This window comes from Streptomyces achromogenes, assembly GCF_030816715.1.
Lineage (GTDB): Bacteria > Actinomycetota > Actinomycetes > Streptomycetales > Streptomycetaceae > Streptomyces > Streptomyces achromogenes_A.
This window is the reverse complement of record NZ_JAUSYH010000001.1, coordinates 3,247,890-3,265,680: the sequence shown is the minus strand read 5'-3', so window position 1 is coordinate 3,265,680 and position 17,791 is coordinate 3,247,890. Positions and strand designations below refer to the sequence as shown.

Annotated in this window: 14 protein-coding genes; 8 read left to right on the top strand and 6 right to left on the bottom strand. The window is 72.7% G+C overall.

Annotated elements, in window-relative coordinates; genetic code table 11:
• Nucleotide 1: 1 nt before the first annotated feature.
• From iolB to mmsA, 3 genes are read left to right on the top strand one after another with little or no spacing between them, the layout of a single operon-like run.
• Complete coding sequence (gene iolB / locus QF032_RS14655) at nucleotides 2–823, top strand: 5-deoxy-glucuronate isomerase (protein ID WP_306952206.1); 822 nt, start codon at nucleotides 2–4, stop codon at nucleotides 821–823.
• Entirely contained in the window at nucleotides 820–2,727 is a 1,908-nt protein-coding gene (iolD, locus tag QF032_RS14650) for a 3D-(3,5/4)-trihydroxycyclohexane-1,2-dione acylhydrolase (decyclizing) (protein ID WP_307043103.1), read from the top strand. Before iolB ends, iolD begins: the two co-directional genes overlap by 4 nt.
• A 14-nt stretch (nucleotides 2,728–2,741) precedes the next feature.
• Nucleotides 2,742–4,244, top strand: coding sequence for a CoA-acylating methylmalonate-semialdehyde dehydrogenase (gene mmsA, locus QF032_RS14645; RefSeq protein WP_306952208.1), 1,503 nt, complete (start codon nucleotides 2,742–2,744; stop codon nucleotides 4,242–4,244).
• 146 nt (nucleotides 4,245–4,390) lie between these two features.
• On the opposite strand, the gene QF032_RS14640 is transcribed toward mmsA, so the two are convergent.
• Nucleotides 4,391–5,245: a hypothetical protein gene (locus QF032_RS14640; RefSeq protein WP_307056181.1), complete on the bottom strand. Its 855-nt coding sequence runs from the start codon at nucleotides 5,243–5,245 to the stop codon at nucleotides 4,391–4,393.
• Nucleotides 5,246–5,576: 331 nt separating this feature from the next.
• Here QF032_RS14640 and QF032_RS14635 point away from each other — a divergent pair, with 331 nt between their 5' ends.
• The 3 genes from QF032_RS14635 to QF032_RS14625 all read left to right on the top strand — a co-directional run bounded on the left by QF032_RS14635 (nucleotide 5,577) and on the right by QF032_RS14625 (nucleotide 10,738).
• Nucleotides 5,577–8,219 carry an alpha/beta fold hydrolase gene (locus tag QF032_RS14635; protein ID WP_307056180.1) on the top strand — a complete coding sequence of 881 codons (2,643 nt, stop codon included), beginning with the start codon at nucleotides 5,577–5,579 and terminating at the stop codon, nucleotides 8,217–8,219.
• Nucleotides 8,216–9,070, top strand: a complete 855-nt coding sequence (locus QF032_RS14630) for an ABC transporter permease (RefSeq protein WP_306952211.1) — start codon at nucleotides 8,216–8,218, stop codon at nucleotides 9,068–9,070. Before QF032_RS14635 ends, QF032_RS14630 begins: the two co-directional genes overlap by 4 nt.
• Before the next feature lie 150 nt (nucleotides 9,071–9,220).
• Nucleotides 9,221–10,738, top strand: coding sequence for a vWA domain-containing protein (locus QF032_RS14625; protein ID WP_307056179.1), 1,518 nt, complete (start codon nucleotides 9,221–9,223; stop codon nucleotides 10,736–10,738).
• 108 nt (nucleotides 10,739–10,846) lie between these two features.
• On the opposite strand, the gene QF032_RS14620 is transcribed toward QF032_RS14625, so the two are convergent.
• From QF032_RS14620 to QF032_RS14610, 3 genes are all read right to left on the bottom strand, one after another.
• The gene (locus QF032_RS14620) at nucleotides 10,847–11,254 is read right to left on the bottom strand and encodes a rodlin (protein WP_307043095.1); all 408 of its coding nucleotides are present in this window, start codon (nucleotides 11,252–11,254) and stop codon (nucleotides 10,847–10,849) included.
• A gap of 140 nt (nucleotides 11,255–11,394) precedes the next feature.
• Complete coding sequence (locus QF032_RS14615) at nucleotides 11,395–12,423, bottom strand: LCP family protein (RefSeq protein WP_307043093.1); 1,029 nt, start codon at nucleotides 12,421–12,423, stop codon at nucleotides 11,395–11,397.
• Nucleotides 12,424–12,528: 105 nt separating this feature from the next.
• Nucleotides 12,529–12,936, bottom strand: coding sequence for a rodlin (locus QF032_RS14610; protein ID WP_307043091.1), 408 nt, complete (start codon nucleotides 12,934–12,936; stop codon nucleotides 12,529–12,531).
• A gap of 514 nt (nucleotides 12,937–13,450) precedes the next feature.
• Between QF032_RS14610 and QF032_RS14605 the strand changes: the two genes are divergently transcribed.
• A complete protein-coding gene (locus tag QF032_RS14605) occupies nucleotides 13,451–13,678 on the top strand; it encodes a chaplin (RefSeq protein ID WP_054240076.1) in 228 nt (75 codons plus the stop codon).
• 131 nt (nucleotides 13,679–13,809) lie between these two features.
• The gene (locus QF032_RS14600) at nucleotides 13,810–15,054 is read left to right on the top strand and encodes a chaplin family protein (protein ID WP_307060254.1); all 1,245 of its coding nucleotides are present in this window, start codon (nucleotides 13,810–13,812) and stop codon (nucleotides 15,052–15,054) included.
• Between the two features lie 113 nt (nucleotides 15,055–15,167).
• Here the strand turns inward: QF032_RS14600 and QF032_RS14595 are convergent, their stop codons facing one another.
• Nucleotides 15,168–16,412 (bottom strand): FAD-dependent oxidoreductase, encoded by a 1,245-nt coding sequence (locus QF032_RS14595; RefSeq protein ID WP_307043086.1) that lies wholly within the window; start codon nucleotides 16,410–16,412, stop codon nucleotides 15,168–15,170.
• The gene (locus tag QF032_RS14590) at nucleotides 16,412–17,761 is read right to left on the bottom strand and encodes a carboxylate--amine ligase (RefSeq protein ID WP_307043084.1); all 1,350 of its coding nucleotides are present in this window, start codon (nucleotides 17,759–17,761) and stop codon (nucleotides 16,412–16,414) included. Before QF032_RS14590 ends, QF032_RS14595 begins: the two co-directional genes overlap by 1 nt.
• Nucleotides 17,762–17,791 lie beyond the last annotated feature (30 nt).

Sequence of the window (17,791 nt, the reverse complement as noted above, 5' to 3'; positions counted from 1 at the left end):
CATGAGCCAGGACCTGTACCTCGCGCGCGGGACCACCGCGCACGCCGGCTACGCACTCGACATCGATCCCGCACGAGCGGGCTGGGACCACTGCAGCCTGCGGGTCGTCGAGCTGGAGCCGGGCGGCGGACACGTCTTCGACACGGGTGACAGCGAATGGATCGTGCTGCCCCTCGAAGGCGCATGTACCGTGCGCACAGATCAAGAAGAGTTCCAACTCCTGGGCCGGGAAACGGTGTTCGCGTCGGTCTCCGACTTCGCGTACGTTCCCCGGGACGCCCGGGTCCAGATCGCCTCCGGCGCGGGAGGCCGCTTCGCCCTGGCAGGAGCGAAGTGCGAGCGACGACTCCCCGCCCGCTACGGCCCCGCGCCGGAGGTCCCCGTCGAAGAGCGCGGCAGCGGCAACTGCGCCCGCCTGGTGCGCAACTTCGCCTCCGCCGACGCCTTCGACTGCGACAAGCTGATCGCCGTCGAGGTGATCACCCCCGGCGGCAACTGGTCCTCGTACCCGCCGCACAAGCACGACGAGCACCGGCCGGGCGAGGAGGCCGAGCTCGAGGAGATCTACTACTTCGAGATCGACGGCCCGAACGGCTTCGGCTACCAGCGGGTGTCCCCCTCGCGCGAGGGCGGCGCCGACGTCCTCGCCGAGGTGCGCTCCGGCGACGCCGTGCTCGTCCCCGACGGCTGGCACGGACCGGCGATCGCCCAGCCCGGGCACGCCATGTACTACCTGAACGTCATGGCGGGACCGGGGCAGACCCGGGAGTGGCGGATCTGCTTCCACCCGGACCACGTAGAGAGCACAGGGGGTTACCGATGACGGCGCAGACCTCGGCGGCGCAGACCTCGACGACGCGGCTGACGGTGGCCCAGGCGCTGGTGCGCTTCCTCGCCGCCCAGTACACCGAGCGCGACGGCGTACGGCAGCGGCTGATCGGCGCGACCTGGGGCATCTTCGGCCACGGCAACGTCGCGGGCCTCGGCCAGGCGCTGGTCGAGTACGCCGACGAGATGCCGTTCCACCAGGGCCGCAACGAGCAGTCGATGGTCCACGCGGCCGTCGGCTACGCCCGCCAGTCGAACCGGCTGTCCACCCACGCGGTGACGACGTCGATCGGCCCCGGCGCGACCAACCTGGTCACCGGCGCCGCCCTCGCCACCGTCAACCGGCTGCCGGTCCTGCTGCTGCCCGGCGACGTCTTCGCCACCCGGGTCGCCGACCCGGTGCTCCAGCAGCTCGAAGTCCCCTACGCGGGCGACGTGTCGGTCAACGACTGCCTGCGCCCGGTGTCGAAGTACTTCGACCGGATCACCCGCCCGGAGGCGCTGATCCCGGCGGCGCTGCAGGCGATGCGCGTCCTCACCGACCCGGTGGAGACCGGCGCGGTCACCCTCGCCCTGCCGCAGGACGTCCAGGCCGAGGCCTACGACTGGCCCGAGGAGTTCTTCGCCGAGCGCGTCTGGGCGGTCCGCCGTCCGGGCGCCGACCCCGTCGAACTCGCCGAGGCCGTACGGGCGATCAGGTCGGCCGAACGCCCTCTCGTCATCGCGGGCGGCGGCGTCCACCACAGCCGCGCCGAGGAGGCCCTCGCCGAGTTCGCCGAGGCCACCGGCATCCCGGTCGCCTCCACCCAGGCCGGCAAGGGCTCGCTGCGCCACGACCACCCGCAGGACGTGGGCGGCGTCGGCCACACGGGCACCGCGACCGCCGACGAACTGGCCCGCACGGCGGACCTGATCATCGGCGTGGGCACCCGCTACACCGACTTCACCACCGCCTCCAACACCCTGTTCGCGGGCGACGGCGTCCGCTTCCTCAACCTCAACATCGCCTCCTTCGACGGCCACAAGCTCGCCGGCCTGCCCCTCGTGGCGGACGCCCGCAGCGGCCTCGGCGAGCTGACCGCGGCCCTGCGCACGCACGGGCACCGGGTCGCGGACGCCTACGTCACCGCGTACACCGAGGACAAGGAGCGCTGGGAGCAGCGCGTCGACGCCTGCTACGAGGCCGACGAGCCCGACGTCCGCCCGACGCAGCCGCAGGTGCTCGGCGCGCTGGACGCCCTCGTCGACGAGTCCGACGTGATCATCAACGCGGCCGGTTCGCTCCCCGGCGACCTGCACAAACTGTGGCGGACGCGGTCCCGCGACCAGTACCACCTGGAGTACGGCTACTCCTGCATGGGGTACGAGATCCCCGCCGCGATCGGCGTGAAACTGGCCGCCCCGCAGCGCAACGTCTGGGCGCTGGTCGGCGACGGCACGTATCTGATGATGCCGACGGAGATCGTGACGGCCGTGCAGGAGGGGATCGCGATCAAGATCCTGCTCGTGCAGAACCACGGCTACGCCTCGATCGGCGGCCTCTCGGAGTCGGTGGGCGGCGAGCGCTTCGGCACCGCCTACCGCTACACCGCGGACGACGGCACCTTCACCGGCGCCCCGCTCCCCGTCGACCTGGCCGCCAACGTGGCCAGCCTCGGCATGCGGGTGCTGCGCGCGAAGACCGTCCGCGAACTGCGCGAAGCCCTCGCCGAGGCGCGGCGCGCCGACACTCCCACATGTGTCTACGTCGAGACCGAAACGGCCGACACTGTGTCGGGGCCGCCGCCCGCGCAGGCCTGGTGGGATGTACCTGTGGCCGAGACCGCGACCCGAGCGTCCGCGGTGAAGGCACGTGAGCTGTACGAACGGCACGTCTCTACCCGACGCCGCCATCTGTGAAGGAGCACTCGGTCATGACGAAGATCGTCAACCACTGGATCGGCGGCAAGACCGTCGAAGGCGCCTCGGGTTCGTACGGGCCGGTCACCGACCCCGCGACCGGCGCCGTCACCACGAAGGTCGCGTTCGCCTCGGTGGACGAGGTCGACTCCGCGGTCGCGGCCGCGAAGGACGCCTACGCCACCTGGGGCACCTCCTCGCTGGCCAAGCGGAGCACGATCCTGTTCGCGTTCCGGGCGCTGCTCGACGCGAACCGGGACGCGATCGCCGAGCTGATCACCGCTGAGCACGGCAAGGTGCACAGCGACGCGCTCGGCGAGGTCGCGCGCGGCCTGGAGATCGTGGACCTGGCCTGCGGGATCACCGTGCAGCTGAAGGGCGAGCTGTCGACCGAGGTGGCCAGCCGGGTGGACGTCGCGTCGATCCGCCAGCCCCTCGGCGTCGTCGCGGGCATCACGCCGTTCAACTTCCCGGCGATGGTCCCGATGTGGATGTTCCCGATCGCGATTGCCTGCGGCAACACGTTCGTGCTGAAGCCGTCCGAGAAGGACCCGTCGGCCTCGCTGAAGATCGCCGAGCTGCTGTCCGAGGCCGGTCTCCCGGACGGCGTGTTCAACGTCGTGCAGGGCGACAAGGTGGCCGTGGACCGTCTCCTGGAGCACCCGGACGTCAAGGCCGTGTCCTTCGTCGGCTCGACGCCGATCGCCCGCTACATCCACACCACCGCCTCCGCGAACGGCAAGCGCGTCCAGGCGCTGGGCGGCGCGAAGAACCACATGCTGGTCCTGCCCGACGCGGACCTGGACGCGGCCGCGGACGCCGCCGTCTCCGCCGCGTACGGCTCGGCGGGCGAGCGCTGCATGGCCATCTCCGCGGTCGTCGCCGTCGGCGCGATCGGCGACGAGCTCGTGGAGAAGATCCGCGAGCGCGCCGAGAAGATCAAGATCGGTCCCGGCAACGACCCGACGAGCGAGATGGGCCCGCTCATCACGGCCGTCCACCGCGACAAGGTGGCGTCCTACGTGACGGGCGCGGCGGCCGAGGGCGCCGAGGTGATCCTGGACGGCACCGGCTACACCGTCGACGGCTTCGAGGACGGCCACTGGATCGGCATCTCCCTCCTCGACAAGGTGCCGACCACCGCGAAGGCCTACCAGGACGAGATCTTCGGCCCGGTGCTGACCGTGCTGCGCGTCGACACCTACGACGAGGGCATCGCCCTCATCAACGCCTCGCCGTTCGGCAACGGCACCGCGATCTTCACCCGGGACGGCGGCGCGGCCCGTCGCTTCCAGCTGGAGGTCGAGGCCGGCATGGTCGGCGTGAACGTCCCGATCCCGGTCCCCGTCGGCTACCACAGCTTCGGCGGCTGGAAGGACTCGCTCTTCGGCGACCACCACATCTACGGCAACGACGGCACGCACTTCTACACCCGCGGCAAGGTCGTCACCACCCGCTGGCCCGATCCGGCCGACGCCCCGGCGGGCGTGGACCTGGGCTTCCCCCGCAACCACTGACCCACGCCCGACCCCTCACGCACGGCGACGCCCTGCCCCGTCCGGGGGGCAGGGCGTCGCGGTCGCGCCGGCCGATGGGGCCGGCGCGTCAGCCGGGCGGGCGTAGGCGCCGGCCGACGGCGTGGACGTCAGCCGTGGCGTGGACGTCAGCCGGTGGTGGAGCCGGCGCCGGCGCCGCCGCCGGCCTCCTTGATCGCCTCGGTGAGGTCGCCGGTCTGCGCGGCGGGCGGCGCCTTGACCGGGGCCGTCCGGCCGAACTTCTCGAAGTCCGTGGTGACCTTCATGGTGCCGATCTCCTGGATCATGCGGACCGGCAGGTCCTTGGGGCCGACCCACACCTCCATGGTGATCGAGGCGGCGCCGCCGGTCATCGAGCCGAAGAGGCTGTCCTTGTCGCCGTAGGCCTTCTTCAACTTGCCCATCCCGGCCTGGTCGATGACGGCCCGGTAGTGCGTGGTGGCCTTGCCGTTGATCTTCTCCGAGCCGAGGTTCTCGACGTCGTCCGCGTACTTCAGGCCCTTCATGGACGCCGACGGGCTGCCGTTGCTGCCGCTGAGCGCCTGCGCGCCCTGCTTGCCGAAGACGGCCGAGCTGTCGATCTTCATCCACTCCTTGCCCTTGAGAGGGCCGGAGGCCTGCGGATCGACGTCGTAGTAGTACGCGCCGTCCACGAAGAGCATGCGCATCTTCGGGGCGTCCTGCAGCTGCTGCATCTGCGCGGCCGTGGTGTCCATCAGGACGTCGAACGCGTATCCGTCGCCCCAGGAGTAGGTGCCCTCCATCGTGACCGGAGCGCCCGAGCCCATGGAGGTGGTCATCTTCACCTCCGCCGAACCGAGCTGCTCGGTGCGGTCGGTCGCCCGGCCGAGCGCCGCCATGATCGCGTCCGTGCCGTCCACGGCCTTGGCCGCGTCCTTGACGCCCTCGCCGCCGCACCCGGCCGTCGTGATCAGGGCCGCCACCGTGACCGCCGTCCAAGCCCCCGCGTACTTCGCCTTCATGAGTCCCCACCCCTGTGCTTCGTCTGTGACCCCCGACTCTAACGGGCAACACTGACACGCCCTCATGCCGGTCGTCGCCCCACTTTTTGGCCGGGAGCCCCGCGGTTGCGGTAACCGCCGGGCGACCGGAGCGGCCCGACGGGAACCGGCGTGTCCGTGCCCCGCAGGGATGGCGCCCGCCGGCCGGCGGCCGTCCCGGAGGACGGGCAGGACCGGCCCGCGTGTACCGCGTCCGCGGTATGCGGCCACGGCCGTGTACGCCCCGGGGAGGTCGCCGAGTTCGGTCTGCGGTCGACAACTCCACGACAGGTTGACCCCGTACGGTTGAAGCATGGATCTTCGACTGCCCGGTCTGCGAGGACCACGGCGGCCGCGACGGCTCCTCGCCGCCGTGGCCGCCGTGGTCGTACTCGCCGGTGCCGGTACCTGGACGGCCGTCGCCGCCGACGACGACGCGCCCGCGGTGCACCAGACCGACCGGGTCATGGCGGTGGACGGCGTACGCCTGGACACCTCGTACTTCACCTCCGGCGCCACCGGCCGCCGCCCCGCCGTCCTCCTCGCGCACGGCTTCGGCGGCAGCAAGGACGACGTCCGGCAGCAGGCCGAGCAGCTCGCCCGCGACGGATACGCCGTCCTGACCTGGTCCGCGCGCGGCTTCGGCGAGTCCACCGGCCGGATCGGGCTCAACGACCCGAAGGGCGAGGTCGCCGACGTCTCCCGGCTGATCGACTGGCTCGCGAAGCGGCCCGAGGTCCGGCTCGACAAGCCCGGCGACCCGCGCGTGGGCGTGGCCGGCGCCTCCTACGGCGGCGCGGTCTCCCTGCTCGCCGCCGGTTACGACGACCGCGTCGACGCCATCGCCCCCGCGATCACCTACTGGAACCTCGCGGACGCCCTGTTCCCCGACGGCGTGTTCAAGAAGCTGTGGGCCGGCGTCTTCTTCAACACCGGCGGCGGCTCCGCACGCTTCGAACCCGCGCTGGCCGCGATGTACGAACGCGTCGCCGAGTCCGGCGTCCCGGACGCCGCCGCGCGCGCCCTGCTCGAAGAGCGCTCGCCGTCGGCTGTCGCCGCCCGCATCAAGGTCCCCACCCTCCTCCTCCAGGGCCAGACCGACTCCCTGTTCACCCTCGCCCAGTCCGACGCCGCCGAGAAGGCGATCCGCGCCAACGGCGCGCCCGTCGACGTCGACTGGATCGCCGGCGGCCACGACGGCGGCGACATGGAGGCCCCGCGCGTCCAGGCCCGCGTCGCCTCCTGGTTCGACCGCTACCTCAAGGACGACCGGTCCGCCGACACCGGCCCGGCCTTCCGCGTCACCCGCACCGGAGGCGTCGACTCCACCGACGGCGCCGCCCGGCTGCGGGGTGCGAGCGCTGCCGCCTACCCGGGCCTGACCGGCGACGACCGCTCGTTCCCGCTGACCGGCCGCCGCGCCGAGCAGTCCTTCGCCAACCCGCCCGGCGCCACCCCGCCCGCCGTCTCCGCCCTGCCCGGCCTCGGCGGCGGCCTCTCCCAGCTCTCCGCCCTCGGCGTCGGCGTCTCCCTCGACTTCCCCGGCCAGTACGCCGCCTTCGACTCCGCGCCGCTCACCGACGACCTGCGGGTCACCGGCACGCCCACGGTCACCGTCCACGTGAGGTCGACGACCGACACCGCCGTCCTCTTCGCCAAGGTCTACGACGTCGGCGGCAGCGGCAGCCAGGTGCTGCCCTCCCAGCTGGTCGCCCCGGTCCGCGTCGACGGCGCCAAGGCCGGCAAGGACGTCACGATCACCCTCCCGGCGATCGACCACAAGGTCGAGGAGGGGCACCGGCTGCGCCTGGTCCTCGCCTCCACCGACCTCGGCTACGCCTCCCCGATGACCCCGGCGACGTACACCGTGTCGATGAAGGGCGACCTCAAGGTCCCCACCGCCCCGGCCGTGACGACCGCCGCCGCACCGCTCCCGTCCTGGGTCTGGTGGCTTCCCCTCGCCGGCGCGGCGCTCGCCCTAGCCCTGCTGCTGACGGCCCGCCGCCGCACCGCCACACCCGCACCCGACCCGGCGCTCGCCGACGTCCCGCTGCGGATCACCGACCTGAGCAAGAAGTACGCGAACGGCGACCGCTACAGCGTCCGCGAGCTGTCCTTCCAGGTGGAGAAGGGCCAGGTCCTCGGCCTGCTCGGCCCCAACGGCGCCGGCAAGACGACGACCCTGCGCATGCTGATGGGCCTGATCACGCCCGACGGCGGCGAGATCCGCGTCTTCGGCCACGCCGTCCGCCCGGGCGCCCCCGTGCTCTCCCGCGTCGGCTCCTTCGTCGAGGGCGCCGGCTTCCTGCCGCACCTGACCGGCCGGGAGAACCTCGAGCTGTACTGGCGGGCCACCGGCCGCCCGGCCGAGGACGCCCACCTCGACGAGGCCCTGGAGATCGCCGGCCTCGGCGACGCGCTCGCCCGCGCCGTGCGCACCTACTCCCAGGGCATGCGCCAGCGCCTGGCCATCGCCCAGGCCATGCTCGGCCTTCCGGATCTGCTCATCCTCGACGAGCCGACCAACGGCCTCGACCCGCCCCAGATCCGCGAGATGCGCGAGGTGATGATCCGCTACGCGGCGGCCGGCCGCACGGTGATCGTCTCCAGCCACCTCCTGGCGGAGGTCGAGCAGTCCTGCACCCACCTCGTGGTCATGGACCGCGGCCGGCTCGTCCAGGCCGGTCCGGTCGCCGAGATCATCGGTTCCGGCGACACCCTCCTGGTCGGCACCGCCGTCCCCGTGGAGGAGCCGGTCGTCGAGAAGATCGCCGCGCTGCCAGGCGTGGCCTCCGCGCTCCCCGCCGACGACGGCCTGCTGATCCGCCTGGACGCCGACGGCACCGCCCGGCGCCTGATCGCCGAACTCGTCCGGCTCGACGTGCCGGTGACCTCGGTCGGCCCGCACCGCCGCCTGGAGGACGCCTTCCTCACCCTGATCGGAGGTTCCGCATGAGCACGCTCACCGAGGTCGCCTCCGGCTACCGGCCCGGCCGCACCCTGCCGCTGCGCGTCGAGCTGGTCCGCCAGCTCAAGCGCCGCCGCACGCTGGTCATGGGCGGCATCCTCGCCGCCCTGCCGTTCGTCCTGCTCATCGCCTTCGCCATCGGCGGTGAGCCCGGCGGCCGCAACAACCAGGTGACCCTGATGGACACGGCGACCGCCTCGGGCGCCAACTTCGCGGCGGTCAACCTGTTCGTGTCGGCGGGTTTCCTGCTCGTCATCCCGGTCGCCCTGTTCTGCGGGGACACCGTCGCCTCGGAGGCCGGCTGGTCCTCCCTGCGCTACCTTCTCGCCGCACCCGTGCCCCGCGCCCGCCTGCTGTGGTCCAAGCTCGTCGTCGGTCTCGGCCTCAGCCTGGCCGCGATGGTCCTGCTGCCGGTCGTCGCCCTCGCCGTCGGCAGCGCGGCCTACGGCTGGGGGTCGCTGGAGCTGCCCACCGGCGGCGCGCTCGACCCGGGCACGGCCGCCCAGCGGCTGGTGGTCGTGGTCGGGTACGTCTTCGTCTCCCAACTGGTCACCGCGGGGCTGGCGTTCTGGCTCTCCACGAAGACCGACGCCCCCCTCGGCGCGGTCGGCGGCGCGGTCGGCCTGACCATCGTCGGCAACGTCCTGGACGCCGTCACCGCCCTCGGCGACTGGCGCGACTTCCTGCCCGCGCACTGGCAGTTCGCCTGGGCCGACGCCGTCCAGCCCACCCCCGAGTGGTCCGGCATGATCCAGGGCGCCGCCGTCTCCGTGACCTACGCCCTGGTGCTGTTCGCCCTGGCCTTCCGCGGTTTCGCCCGCAAGGACGTCGTCTCCTGACAACCGCCGGGTCACCGCAGGGTCACCCGCCGGTCTCGAAGGCCGCCCGTCGTGCCCGGTTCGAGACGTATCCGCAACTCCCCGTGTCGCACGTTCCGGCCCCCTGGCCCGTCACAGTCACAGATGTCGACGGACACAGGGGGCACCGACATGAACAACCACCGTGCACCGGCACTGCTCGCCTTCACGGCCGCAGCGGCACTGCTGCTGACCGGCTGCGGCGCGGGCGAGGACTCCGCCGGCAGCAAGGCCGCGGACGGAGCGGCCCGCAACAGCGACGCCTTCCCCGCGCCGAGCGCACCACGCGGCGGAGGGCAAGACGACGAGAAAGGCGACGAGAAAGGCGACGAGGGACGCTCCGACCGTCTCTCCACCTTCGCCCTCGACGTGGACACCGCGTCCTACGGCTACGCCCGCCGCACCCTCGCCGAGGGCCGCCGCCCCGACCCCGCCACCGTCCGCCCCGAGGAGTTCGTCAACAGCTTCCGCCAGGACTACGAACGCCCGGACGGCAACGGCTTCTCGGTCACCGTGGACGGCACCCGCACCGGCGACGACGACTGGTCCCTGGTCCGCGTGGGCCTCGCCACCCGCACGGCCGCGCAAGCGGGCGAACGTCCGCCCGCCGCCCTCACCTTCGTCATCGACGTCTCCGGCTCGATGGGCGAACCGGGCCGCCTGGACCTCGCCAAGTCCTCCCTCGACACGATGACCGACCGCCTGCGCGACGACGACTCCGTCGCCCTCGTCACCTTCAGCGGCGAGGCCGAGACCGTCCTGCCGATGACCCGGCTCGGCGGCCACCGCGGCCGTGTCCACGACGCCGTCGACGGCCTGGAACCCACCGACTCCACCAACCTCGGCGCCGGCGTCGAGACCGGATACGCCACCGCCGTCGAGGGCCTGCGCAAGGGCGCCACCAACCGGGTCGTCCTGGTCTCGGACGCCCTCGCCAACACCGGCGACACCGACGCCGACGCGATCCTGGAACGCATCGACACCGCCCGCCGCGAGCACGGCATCACCCTCTTCGGCGTCGGCGTCGGCAGCGACTACGGCGACGCCCTGATGGAACGCCTCGCCGACAAGGGCGACGGCCACACCGTCTACGTGTCGGACGAGACCGACGCCCGCAAGGTCTTCTGCGACGACCTCCCGCGCAACGTCGACCTGACCGCCCGCGACGCCAAGGCCCAGGTCGCCTTCGACCCCGACGTCGTCGCCGAGTTCCGCCTGATCGGCTACGACGACCGCGAGGTCGCCGACGACGACTTCCGCGACGACCGCGTCGACGGCGGCGAGGTCGGCCCCGGCCACACCGTCACCGCCCTCTACGCCGTGCGCGTCGAGCACGGCGCCGACGGACGACTCGCCACCGCCACCGTCCGCTGGCTCGACCCCGAGACCCGCACCCCGCACGAGACCTCCGGCCGGCTGGAGACCGGCGCCCTGCACGACGACCTCGCCGACGCCTCCGCCCGCTTCCGGGTCACGGCGACGGCCGCCTACTTCGCCGACGCCCTGCGCCGCCCGCAGACCCGGCTCCCGGACGCCCCCGACCTGACCGAACTGGAGGAAACGGCCCGCACGCTGGCGAAGAAGACGGAGGACGCGGACGTCACCGCCCTCGCCGAGGCGATCGCCGACGCCAACCGCCTGGACCTCTGACCCCGGCCAGGCCTCCCACTCCGCCGCCCGCACACCGCGGGCGGCGCACGAAATCGGCGGGCCACCGGAGAACCGGTGGCCCGCCGTGGCGGTACGTAGGGCTGCGGCTCAGCCGTTGGCCGCACCGTTGCCGGCGAGCACGGAGATGTCGTCCAGGATGTGCGACAGCGGCTCGTCGCCCTTGGCCTGGGTGCTGTTCTCCACGCACTGCTGGTTCTGCGGGGCCGACAGGATCGGGATGTCCTGCAGCGCGACACCGGCGATGGCGCCGATCCCGCCCGCGTTGAGCTTGGCAGGCAGACCGATGCACGGCTTGTTCAGCGAACCCTGGACCAGCGAGAGCTGCGGGCTCATGTCGCCGAAGGTGGCCGAGTTGCCGAACTCCGACGAGGCGCCGTTGCCGCTGGCGGAAGTGGTGCCGCTGTCGTCACCGATGGCCAGGGCCTGCGGGGCGCTCACGGCGGCGAGACCGGCGACCGAGGCGGCGAGGGCCGCGGATGCCCACAGCTTCTTCATGTTCGTTCCCTTCGAAAGGCGCGGACACCGGGGGAGGAGCCGCGTGATCAACAACGCCCCGCCCCCGACCGGGGATGCGTGGCGTGCCCCGATCGGCCCAGCGCACCGACCGCACCGACCGCGCCGGCCGTGCGCCCCCCTCACCTGCACGCGTACGCGCTCCCGCGCACCGCCACCGTGCTGCCGAGCACGGTCGGTGGATCCTTCGGCCTGGGGTTCTTGCCCTTGGCGACCAGCGGCTGGTCCTCGCGCACCTTCGTGAAGAGCGCGTCCGCCTTCCGGTCGTCCCAGGCCAGTGCCGAACCGATGCCCAGCGAGGCCGGGGCGAACCCGCCGATCGGCGCGGTCGTGAACTCCGTCGCCGCGTCCGGCAGCCTGCGCAGCGCGGCCGCCTCCTGGGCGAGCTCGTGCAGCGAGAAGCCCTGCCGACCTCCCCCGAGCAGGGTGCCCACCAGATGCAGGGTGCGCCGCGGGTCGTCGAGCAGTTTGCGCGCCTGCACCTCGAGCAGCGACTGGAAGAGGAAGCGCTGCTGACGCTGGATGCGGCCGAGGTCGGCGCTGGTGTCGACGTGCCGCGAGCGCACGTACTGCAGTGACTGCCCGCCGCCGAGCCGGTGCTTGCCAGGCTTGAGGTCCATGCCGGTCGCGAAGTCCTTCAGCGGCCGCGGCGTGCACACCTCGACGCCGCCGACCTCGTCAACGGAGTCCATGAACCGCCGGAAGTCCACCTGGAAGAACCGGTCGACGCTCAGCCCGGTCATGGACTCGACGGTCTTGACGGTGAGCTCCGCGCCGCCCTCCTGGTACGCCGCGTTGAGCTTCGCCGGATGCGCCTTGCGCTGCTTGCCGTCCGGACCGCGGTACTGCGGGATGTGCGCCCAGGAGTCACGGGGCAGGCCGATCACGCTGACGCGGTCCCGCCGAGCCGAGAGATGAACGAGCATCAGGACGTCCGTGCAGCCGCAGGCCTGGCCGCCGGCGTGGAACTCGTGCTTCTCGTCGGCGGAGATGGTGTCCCGTTCGTCGGTGCCCATCAGCAGGATGTTCATCGCGCGCGGGGCGTGCTCCCGGGCGGGGAGCGCGGAACTGCCGAGCAGCGCGCCGGTGGCGGCCAGGACGATTGAGGGAATCGCCAGCCGACGTGGCAGAGGGTTTCTCTTCGTCGTCACCCGGCGCACGCTAGAACAGCGGGCCACCCATGATCCGGCGGCCCGCTGCCAGGGCGGAGAAACCACCCGGAGGCTCAGGAAAAGAACCCGTTCACCACGTCGGACTCAGTGGTTGGCCGCACCGTTGCCGGCGAGCACGGAGATGTCGTCCAGGATGTGCGACAGCGGCTCGTCGCCCTTGGCCTGGGTGCTGTTCTCCACGCACTGCTGGTTCTGCGGGGCCGACAGGATCGGGATGTCCTGCAGCGCGGCGCCGAGGGCACCCACCCCGCCCAGGTTGAGCTTGGCGGGCAGACCGATGCAGGGCTTGTTCAAGGAGCCTTGGACAAGGGCCATCTGGGGGCTCATGTTGCCGAACGTGGCCGAGTTGCCGAACGACTGGCTGGCACCGTTGCCGCTGGCCGAGGTGGTGCCACTGTCGTTGCCGATGGCGAGCGCCGGAGCCGCGACGGCGGTGGCCGCGCCGATGACGGAAGCTGCGACCGCGGCGGTGGCCATTACCCTCTTGATCACTTTTTAGTCCCTTCTGAGAAACCCCGGCCATCGGAGCGCCCTGGACAACGCCCCCCGTCCTGCTTGGTTGCCCGGCTTCACTCCGATGGCCTATAGGCGGGAAATCCGGTCGTCGGGTGGGACAAACAGATGGGGGTGCACGGCCGCGGCCGTCCCCCGTGGATCCGGTAGCTTCGGGGTCAGGCGTACGGTCCCGGCCCGGGTCGGGACCGGCGCCGCTCGCCGACGGTCCATGCTTCTTTCGGCGGACCGTCCGGCTGCGGAATTCAGTCGGAATTTTCCTGACGTTCTGTCAATTTTTGTTGCACTGCCGAGGCGAATCGATTCTTCCGGTTGGTCCCGGCGGGTCAATTGTATGAAGGCGTTCGAGTGAATAACCGGACGGCGCGCGTTTCTTAGTTTCTTCGGTCGGCCATCTGTCGTTTGCAGCCTGCGAGTCATGGTGCGAGCCGTTCCAGTTGCGCTCGCTCGGTTTCGACCGTCATCTAGGCATGACCGCAGAGAAGGGAAACCCATGAAGAAGAGCGCTGCTGTTGTCGCGGGTCTGATCCTGGCCCTGGGCGGGGCCGCACCCGCCTTCGCCGACGCCGGTGCCAACGGCGCTGCCATCGGCTCCCCGGGCGTCCTGTCCGGCAATGTCGTCCAGATTCCGATCCACATCCCGATCAACGTGTGCGGCAACTCCATCAACGTCATCGCCGCGTTGAACCCGACCGGCGGCAACGTCTGCATCAACGACTGACGACACGTCATTCCCGGCCGTCGGGCCGGACCCGGGCCGGCCTTGGACGACTTCCGTGTGGTCCTGGGCCGGCCTTTCCCACTTCTCCGAGCAGGAAGACCACGAGATTGCGACAGACCCTGAGCAGGGGAATGGTCGCGGCCGCCGCCGCGACGAGCATTCTGTCCCTGTGCGGGGGCGGCTACGCCCTCGCCGACGCGAACGCCGAGGGGGCGGCCAACGGTTCACCAGGAGCCCTCTCGGGCAACCACGTAGAGGCTCCGCTGCACGTCCCGCTGAACGTCTGCGGGAACTCGGCCGACGTCGTCGCCGCCCTCAGCCCCGCGTTCGGCAACGCCTGCGCCGAGCACGCCGGCGCCCGCGGCAACCGCGGGCACGGGACACCGAACGGCCACGACGACCCGCACGCCGGGGACTCCGGTTACGGCGAGTCCGACGACGAGGAGCCCGGTTACGGGGACTCCGGTTACGGTGAGTCCGACGACGAGGAGCCCGGTTACGGGGACTCCGGCTACGGCGAGTCCGACGACGAGGAGCCCGGTTACGGGGACTCCGGCTACGGGGATTCCGGTCACGGGGATTCCGGTCACGGGGACTCCGGTCACGGGGATTCCGGTTACGGCGACTCCGGTCAGGGCGGCCACGGGCACGGAGACGACTGCGGCGGCTACGGCGACACGTGCGGCGGAGGCCACACGCCCCCGGGCGGCGGTCACGGCCACGGCACCCCGCCCGGTGGAGGGCACAGCACGCCTCCCGGTGGCGGCCACTCGATGCCCCCCGGTGGAGGTCACAGTTCTCCTCCCGGTGGAGGGCACAGCACGCCTCCCGGTGGCGGTCACTGGACTCCGCCCGGTGGAGGTCACAGTTCTCCTCCCGGTGGAGGGCACAGCACGCCTCCCGGTGGCGGTCACTGGACTCCGCCCGGAGGGGGTCACAGTTCTCCTCCCGGTGGAGGGCACAGCACGCCTCCCGGTGGCGGTCACTCGACTCCGCCCGGAGGGGGTCACAGTTCTCCTCCCGGTGGAGGGCACAGCACGCCTCCCGGCGGCGGTCACTCGACTCCGCCCGGAGGGGGTCACTCGACGCCTCCGGGTGGCGGTCACAGCACCCCGCCTCCGCACGGCGGCCACTCGACACCGCCTCCGCACGGGGGTCACAGCACGCCTCCGCCCGGAGGCGGGCACAGCACGCCGCCCGGTGGCGAGCACACCGCGCCCCCGCACAACGGCGGTGGGGGCGGGCACACCCGGCCCGAGCTGCCGCACACCGGCAGCGACAACGCGGCGTTGCTGGCCGCCTCCGGCGTCAGCGCGGCGCTGATCGCGGGCGGCGCCGTTCTGTACCGGCGAGGCAGGGCCGCCTCCCGGCGGTGAAGGCACCCGGCGCCGGCCGCCCGCGCGGCCGGCGCCGACGCCACACCCGGGGCCTGTCGTCGGATCACGCCGCACTGTCTGCGAGCTGGTCCGGACGGCAGGCCCCGGTGCACTCAGCGCCGTACGGCCTCCGTCGCCCCGTGCCGGCCGGGCGCCGGGATCGCCCCGCCCGGCAGCCCCGTGTGCAGCCGGCGCCGGACGCCCTTGACGAGGGTCCTCGCCGTGAAGGTCGCGCCGTGCACGAAGCGCATCGCCGGCCCGAACCCGGCCGCCGTCACCAGGCCGGCCATGAACAGTCCGGGGCAGGACGACTCGAAGTCCCGGCCCACCTCGGGGGAGCCGTCGGCCACCGTGGCCAGTGTGTCGCGCAGCGGGCCGGCGAGGAGTCCGAGCCGCTCGCGGGTCGCCCGGAAGCCGGTGGCCGCGATCACGTGCTCGGTCTCGAAGGGGTCCGCCCCCGTCACGTCCAGCCGCACTCCGCCGTCCGCCGCGCGGGCCGCCGTCACCTCGTGGTCGAGGCACACCTCCACGGCGCCCTCCACCCGGTCGCGCACCCACCAGGCGCCGGCCGGTCCGAGCGCCGTCGCCGCGATCCGCGCCCGGGTCGGCTCCGGGAGCCGCCGGTAGAGGTCGGGGCGTTCGGCGTAGAACCAGTTGCGCCAGCCGCAGCCGAGGCCGCTGTGCGGGGAGCGGGCCGACCGCCACCACGGGCGCTCCCAGGGCGGCGGGACGTCGTTCCAGCGCAGCCGGTCGGAGCGGGCCAGCACGCGGACCCGGGTGCCCTGTTCGGCGAGCAGGGCGGCCGTCTCGAGGGCGGCCTGCCCGCCGCCGATCACGGTGACGTCCCGGTCGCGGAAGCGGTCGAGGTCGCCGTGGTGGCTGCTGTGCGAGACGAGCGAGGACGGCAGGCCGCGCAGCGCCGCGGGGATCTCCACGAACGGCATCACGCCGACCGCGAGGGCGACCGTGCGGGCCTGCACGGTCTCGCCGTCCTCGGTGACCGCCTCGAAGCCGCCGGGCAGGGACGCGATGCGGACCACCGTGCGCTCGTCCACCTCGGGGACGGCGTTGCGGGCGAACCACAGGCCGTACTCGGCGAACGTCTCCACGGGGATCGGCTGTCCGTGCCGGGCCGCCACGCCCCGGGTCGCGCAGTACGCGTCGAGCCGCCAGCGGGCGGCCGGGTCGGACAGGTTGGACGCCCACGGCTCGGACTTGAGGAACATTCCGCCCGGCATGTTGTCGCGCCAGGAAGCCATCGGGCGGCCGAAGACGCGCAGGCTCAGCCCGGCGTCCGCGGCGTGCGACGCGATGGACAGGCCGTACGGGCCCGCTCCCACCACCAGCAGGTCGTACATCAGCAGCTGCTCGCTTTCTCGTCGTCGGTCGGTCCGGCCACGGCCGGTGCGGTGCGTCCGCTCTGTCCGGCGGATCCGGTCTGGGTGCGCAGGCGGGTCAGGGAGGACGGGGGCGGCGGTGACTGGCGGACCACGCGGGGCTCGGCCTCCGCGGTGGCCGCCGCGCCCAGCTTGCGCAGCCGGTGGAGCAGCCGGCGGGCGACGTGCGCGGCCCACAGGCCCCACATCGCCCGGCCGGGTGCGGTGTCGTCGCCCGCGTGCCAGGCCAGTTCGCGGCCGCGGCGCGTCGGTCGCAGCGAGGCCAGCGGCGCGTAGTTCTCCACGACGAACGTCCGTCCGGGCCGCGGCTCCCCGGCGGGCAGCGGACGGTGCGTCAGGTCCAGGTGCTGTGCGCGGACGACGTCCACTCCGGCGGAGTCGGTGAAGAGCCGGAACTGGGCGCCGGGGCGCGGGTTGAAGTCGAGCAGGTGGTACTCGCCGGTCGCGCCGCAGCGGCGGAAGTCGAGGTCGAGGATGCCCCGGTAGCCGAGGGTGTCGACGAGCCGCTCGGCGTGCGCGCACACCGCGGGGTTCTCCGTCCATTCGCCGACCGCGGTGAGCCCGGCCCCGCGCGGCCAGGCGCACAGTTTGCGGCCTGGGCCGCCGGCGCGGAGCGAGCCGGAGCGGTCGGTGTACCCGTGGAAGAACCAGTCGCGGTCCTGACCCGGCGGCAGGAAGGCCTGGAGCAGCAGCCGGCTGCCCGCTTCGTCGGTGCGCAGATACAGTTCGTGCGCTTCCTGGGGGGAGCGCACCAGAGCCGTGCTGCGCAGCCCCGAGCCTGCGGGCACCAGCCAGGGCCGGCTCCACTTCGCCACCACCGGCAGGCCGAGCCGCCATGCGTCGGAGGCGGCCTGCGCCGCGCTGTCCGGAATCACCGTGAGCGGGTGCGGTACGTCCGCCGCCGCGCAGAGGGCGACCAGTTCCGCCTTGTCGGCGACCCGTTCGGGCACCGCGCCGGGCTGCTGCGGCAGCAGATAGACCGGCGCCAGCTCGTCGCGCAGCCGGCTCACCGCGATCGCGCCGGCGTCGTCCATCGGGATGAGCACAGCGGGCCGTTCGACACGGGCGGCCACCCGCAGCAGGGTGGCGGCGATGTCGGCGTGGGTGGCGCCGGGCGGCGGCGGGGGGTGCAACTCGCGTACGAAACGGGAGGTGCGTACGGGACTTCCCGTCGAGTCGGCGACCACGTGCACGTCGACTCCGGTCCGGCCGAGCGAGCGCACGGCACCGAGGGTGCCGTGGTGAAAGGGATTCCGGTCGATCCGCAGGAGAACGGCGGGGACGCGGGTGTCGAGGAGCGACGGGGGCATTTTCAGCGGATCCTTCGGCTCGGTTCACCG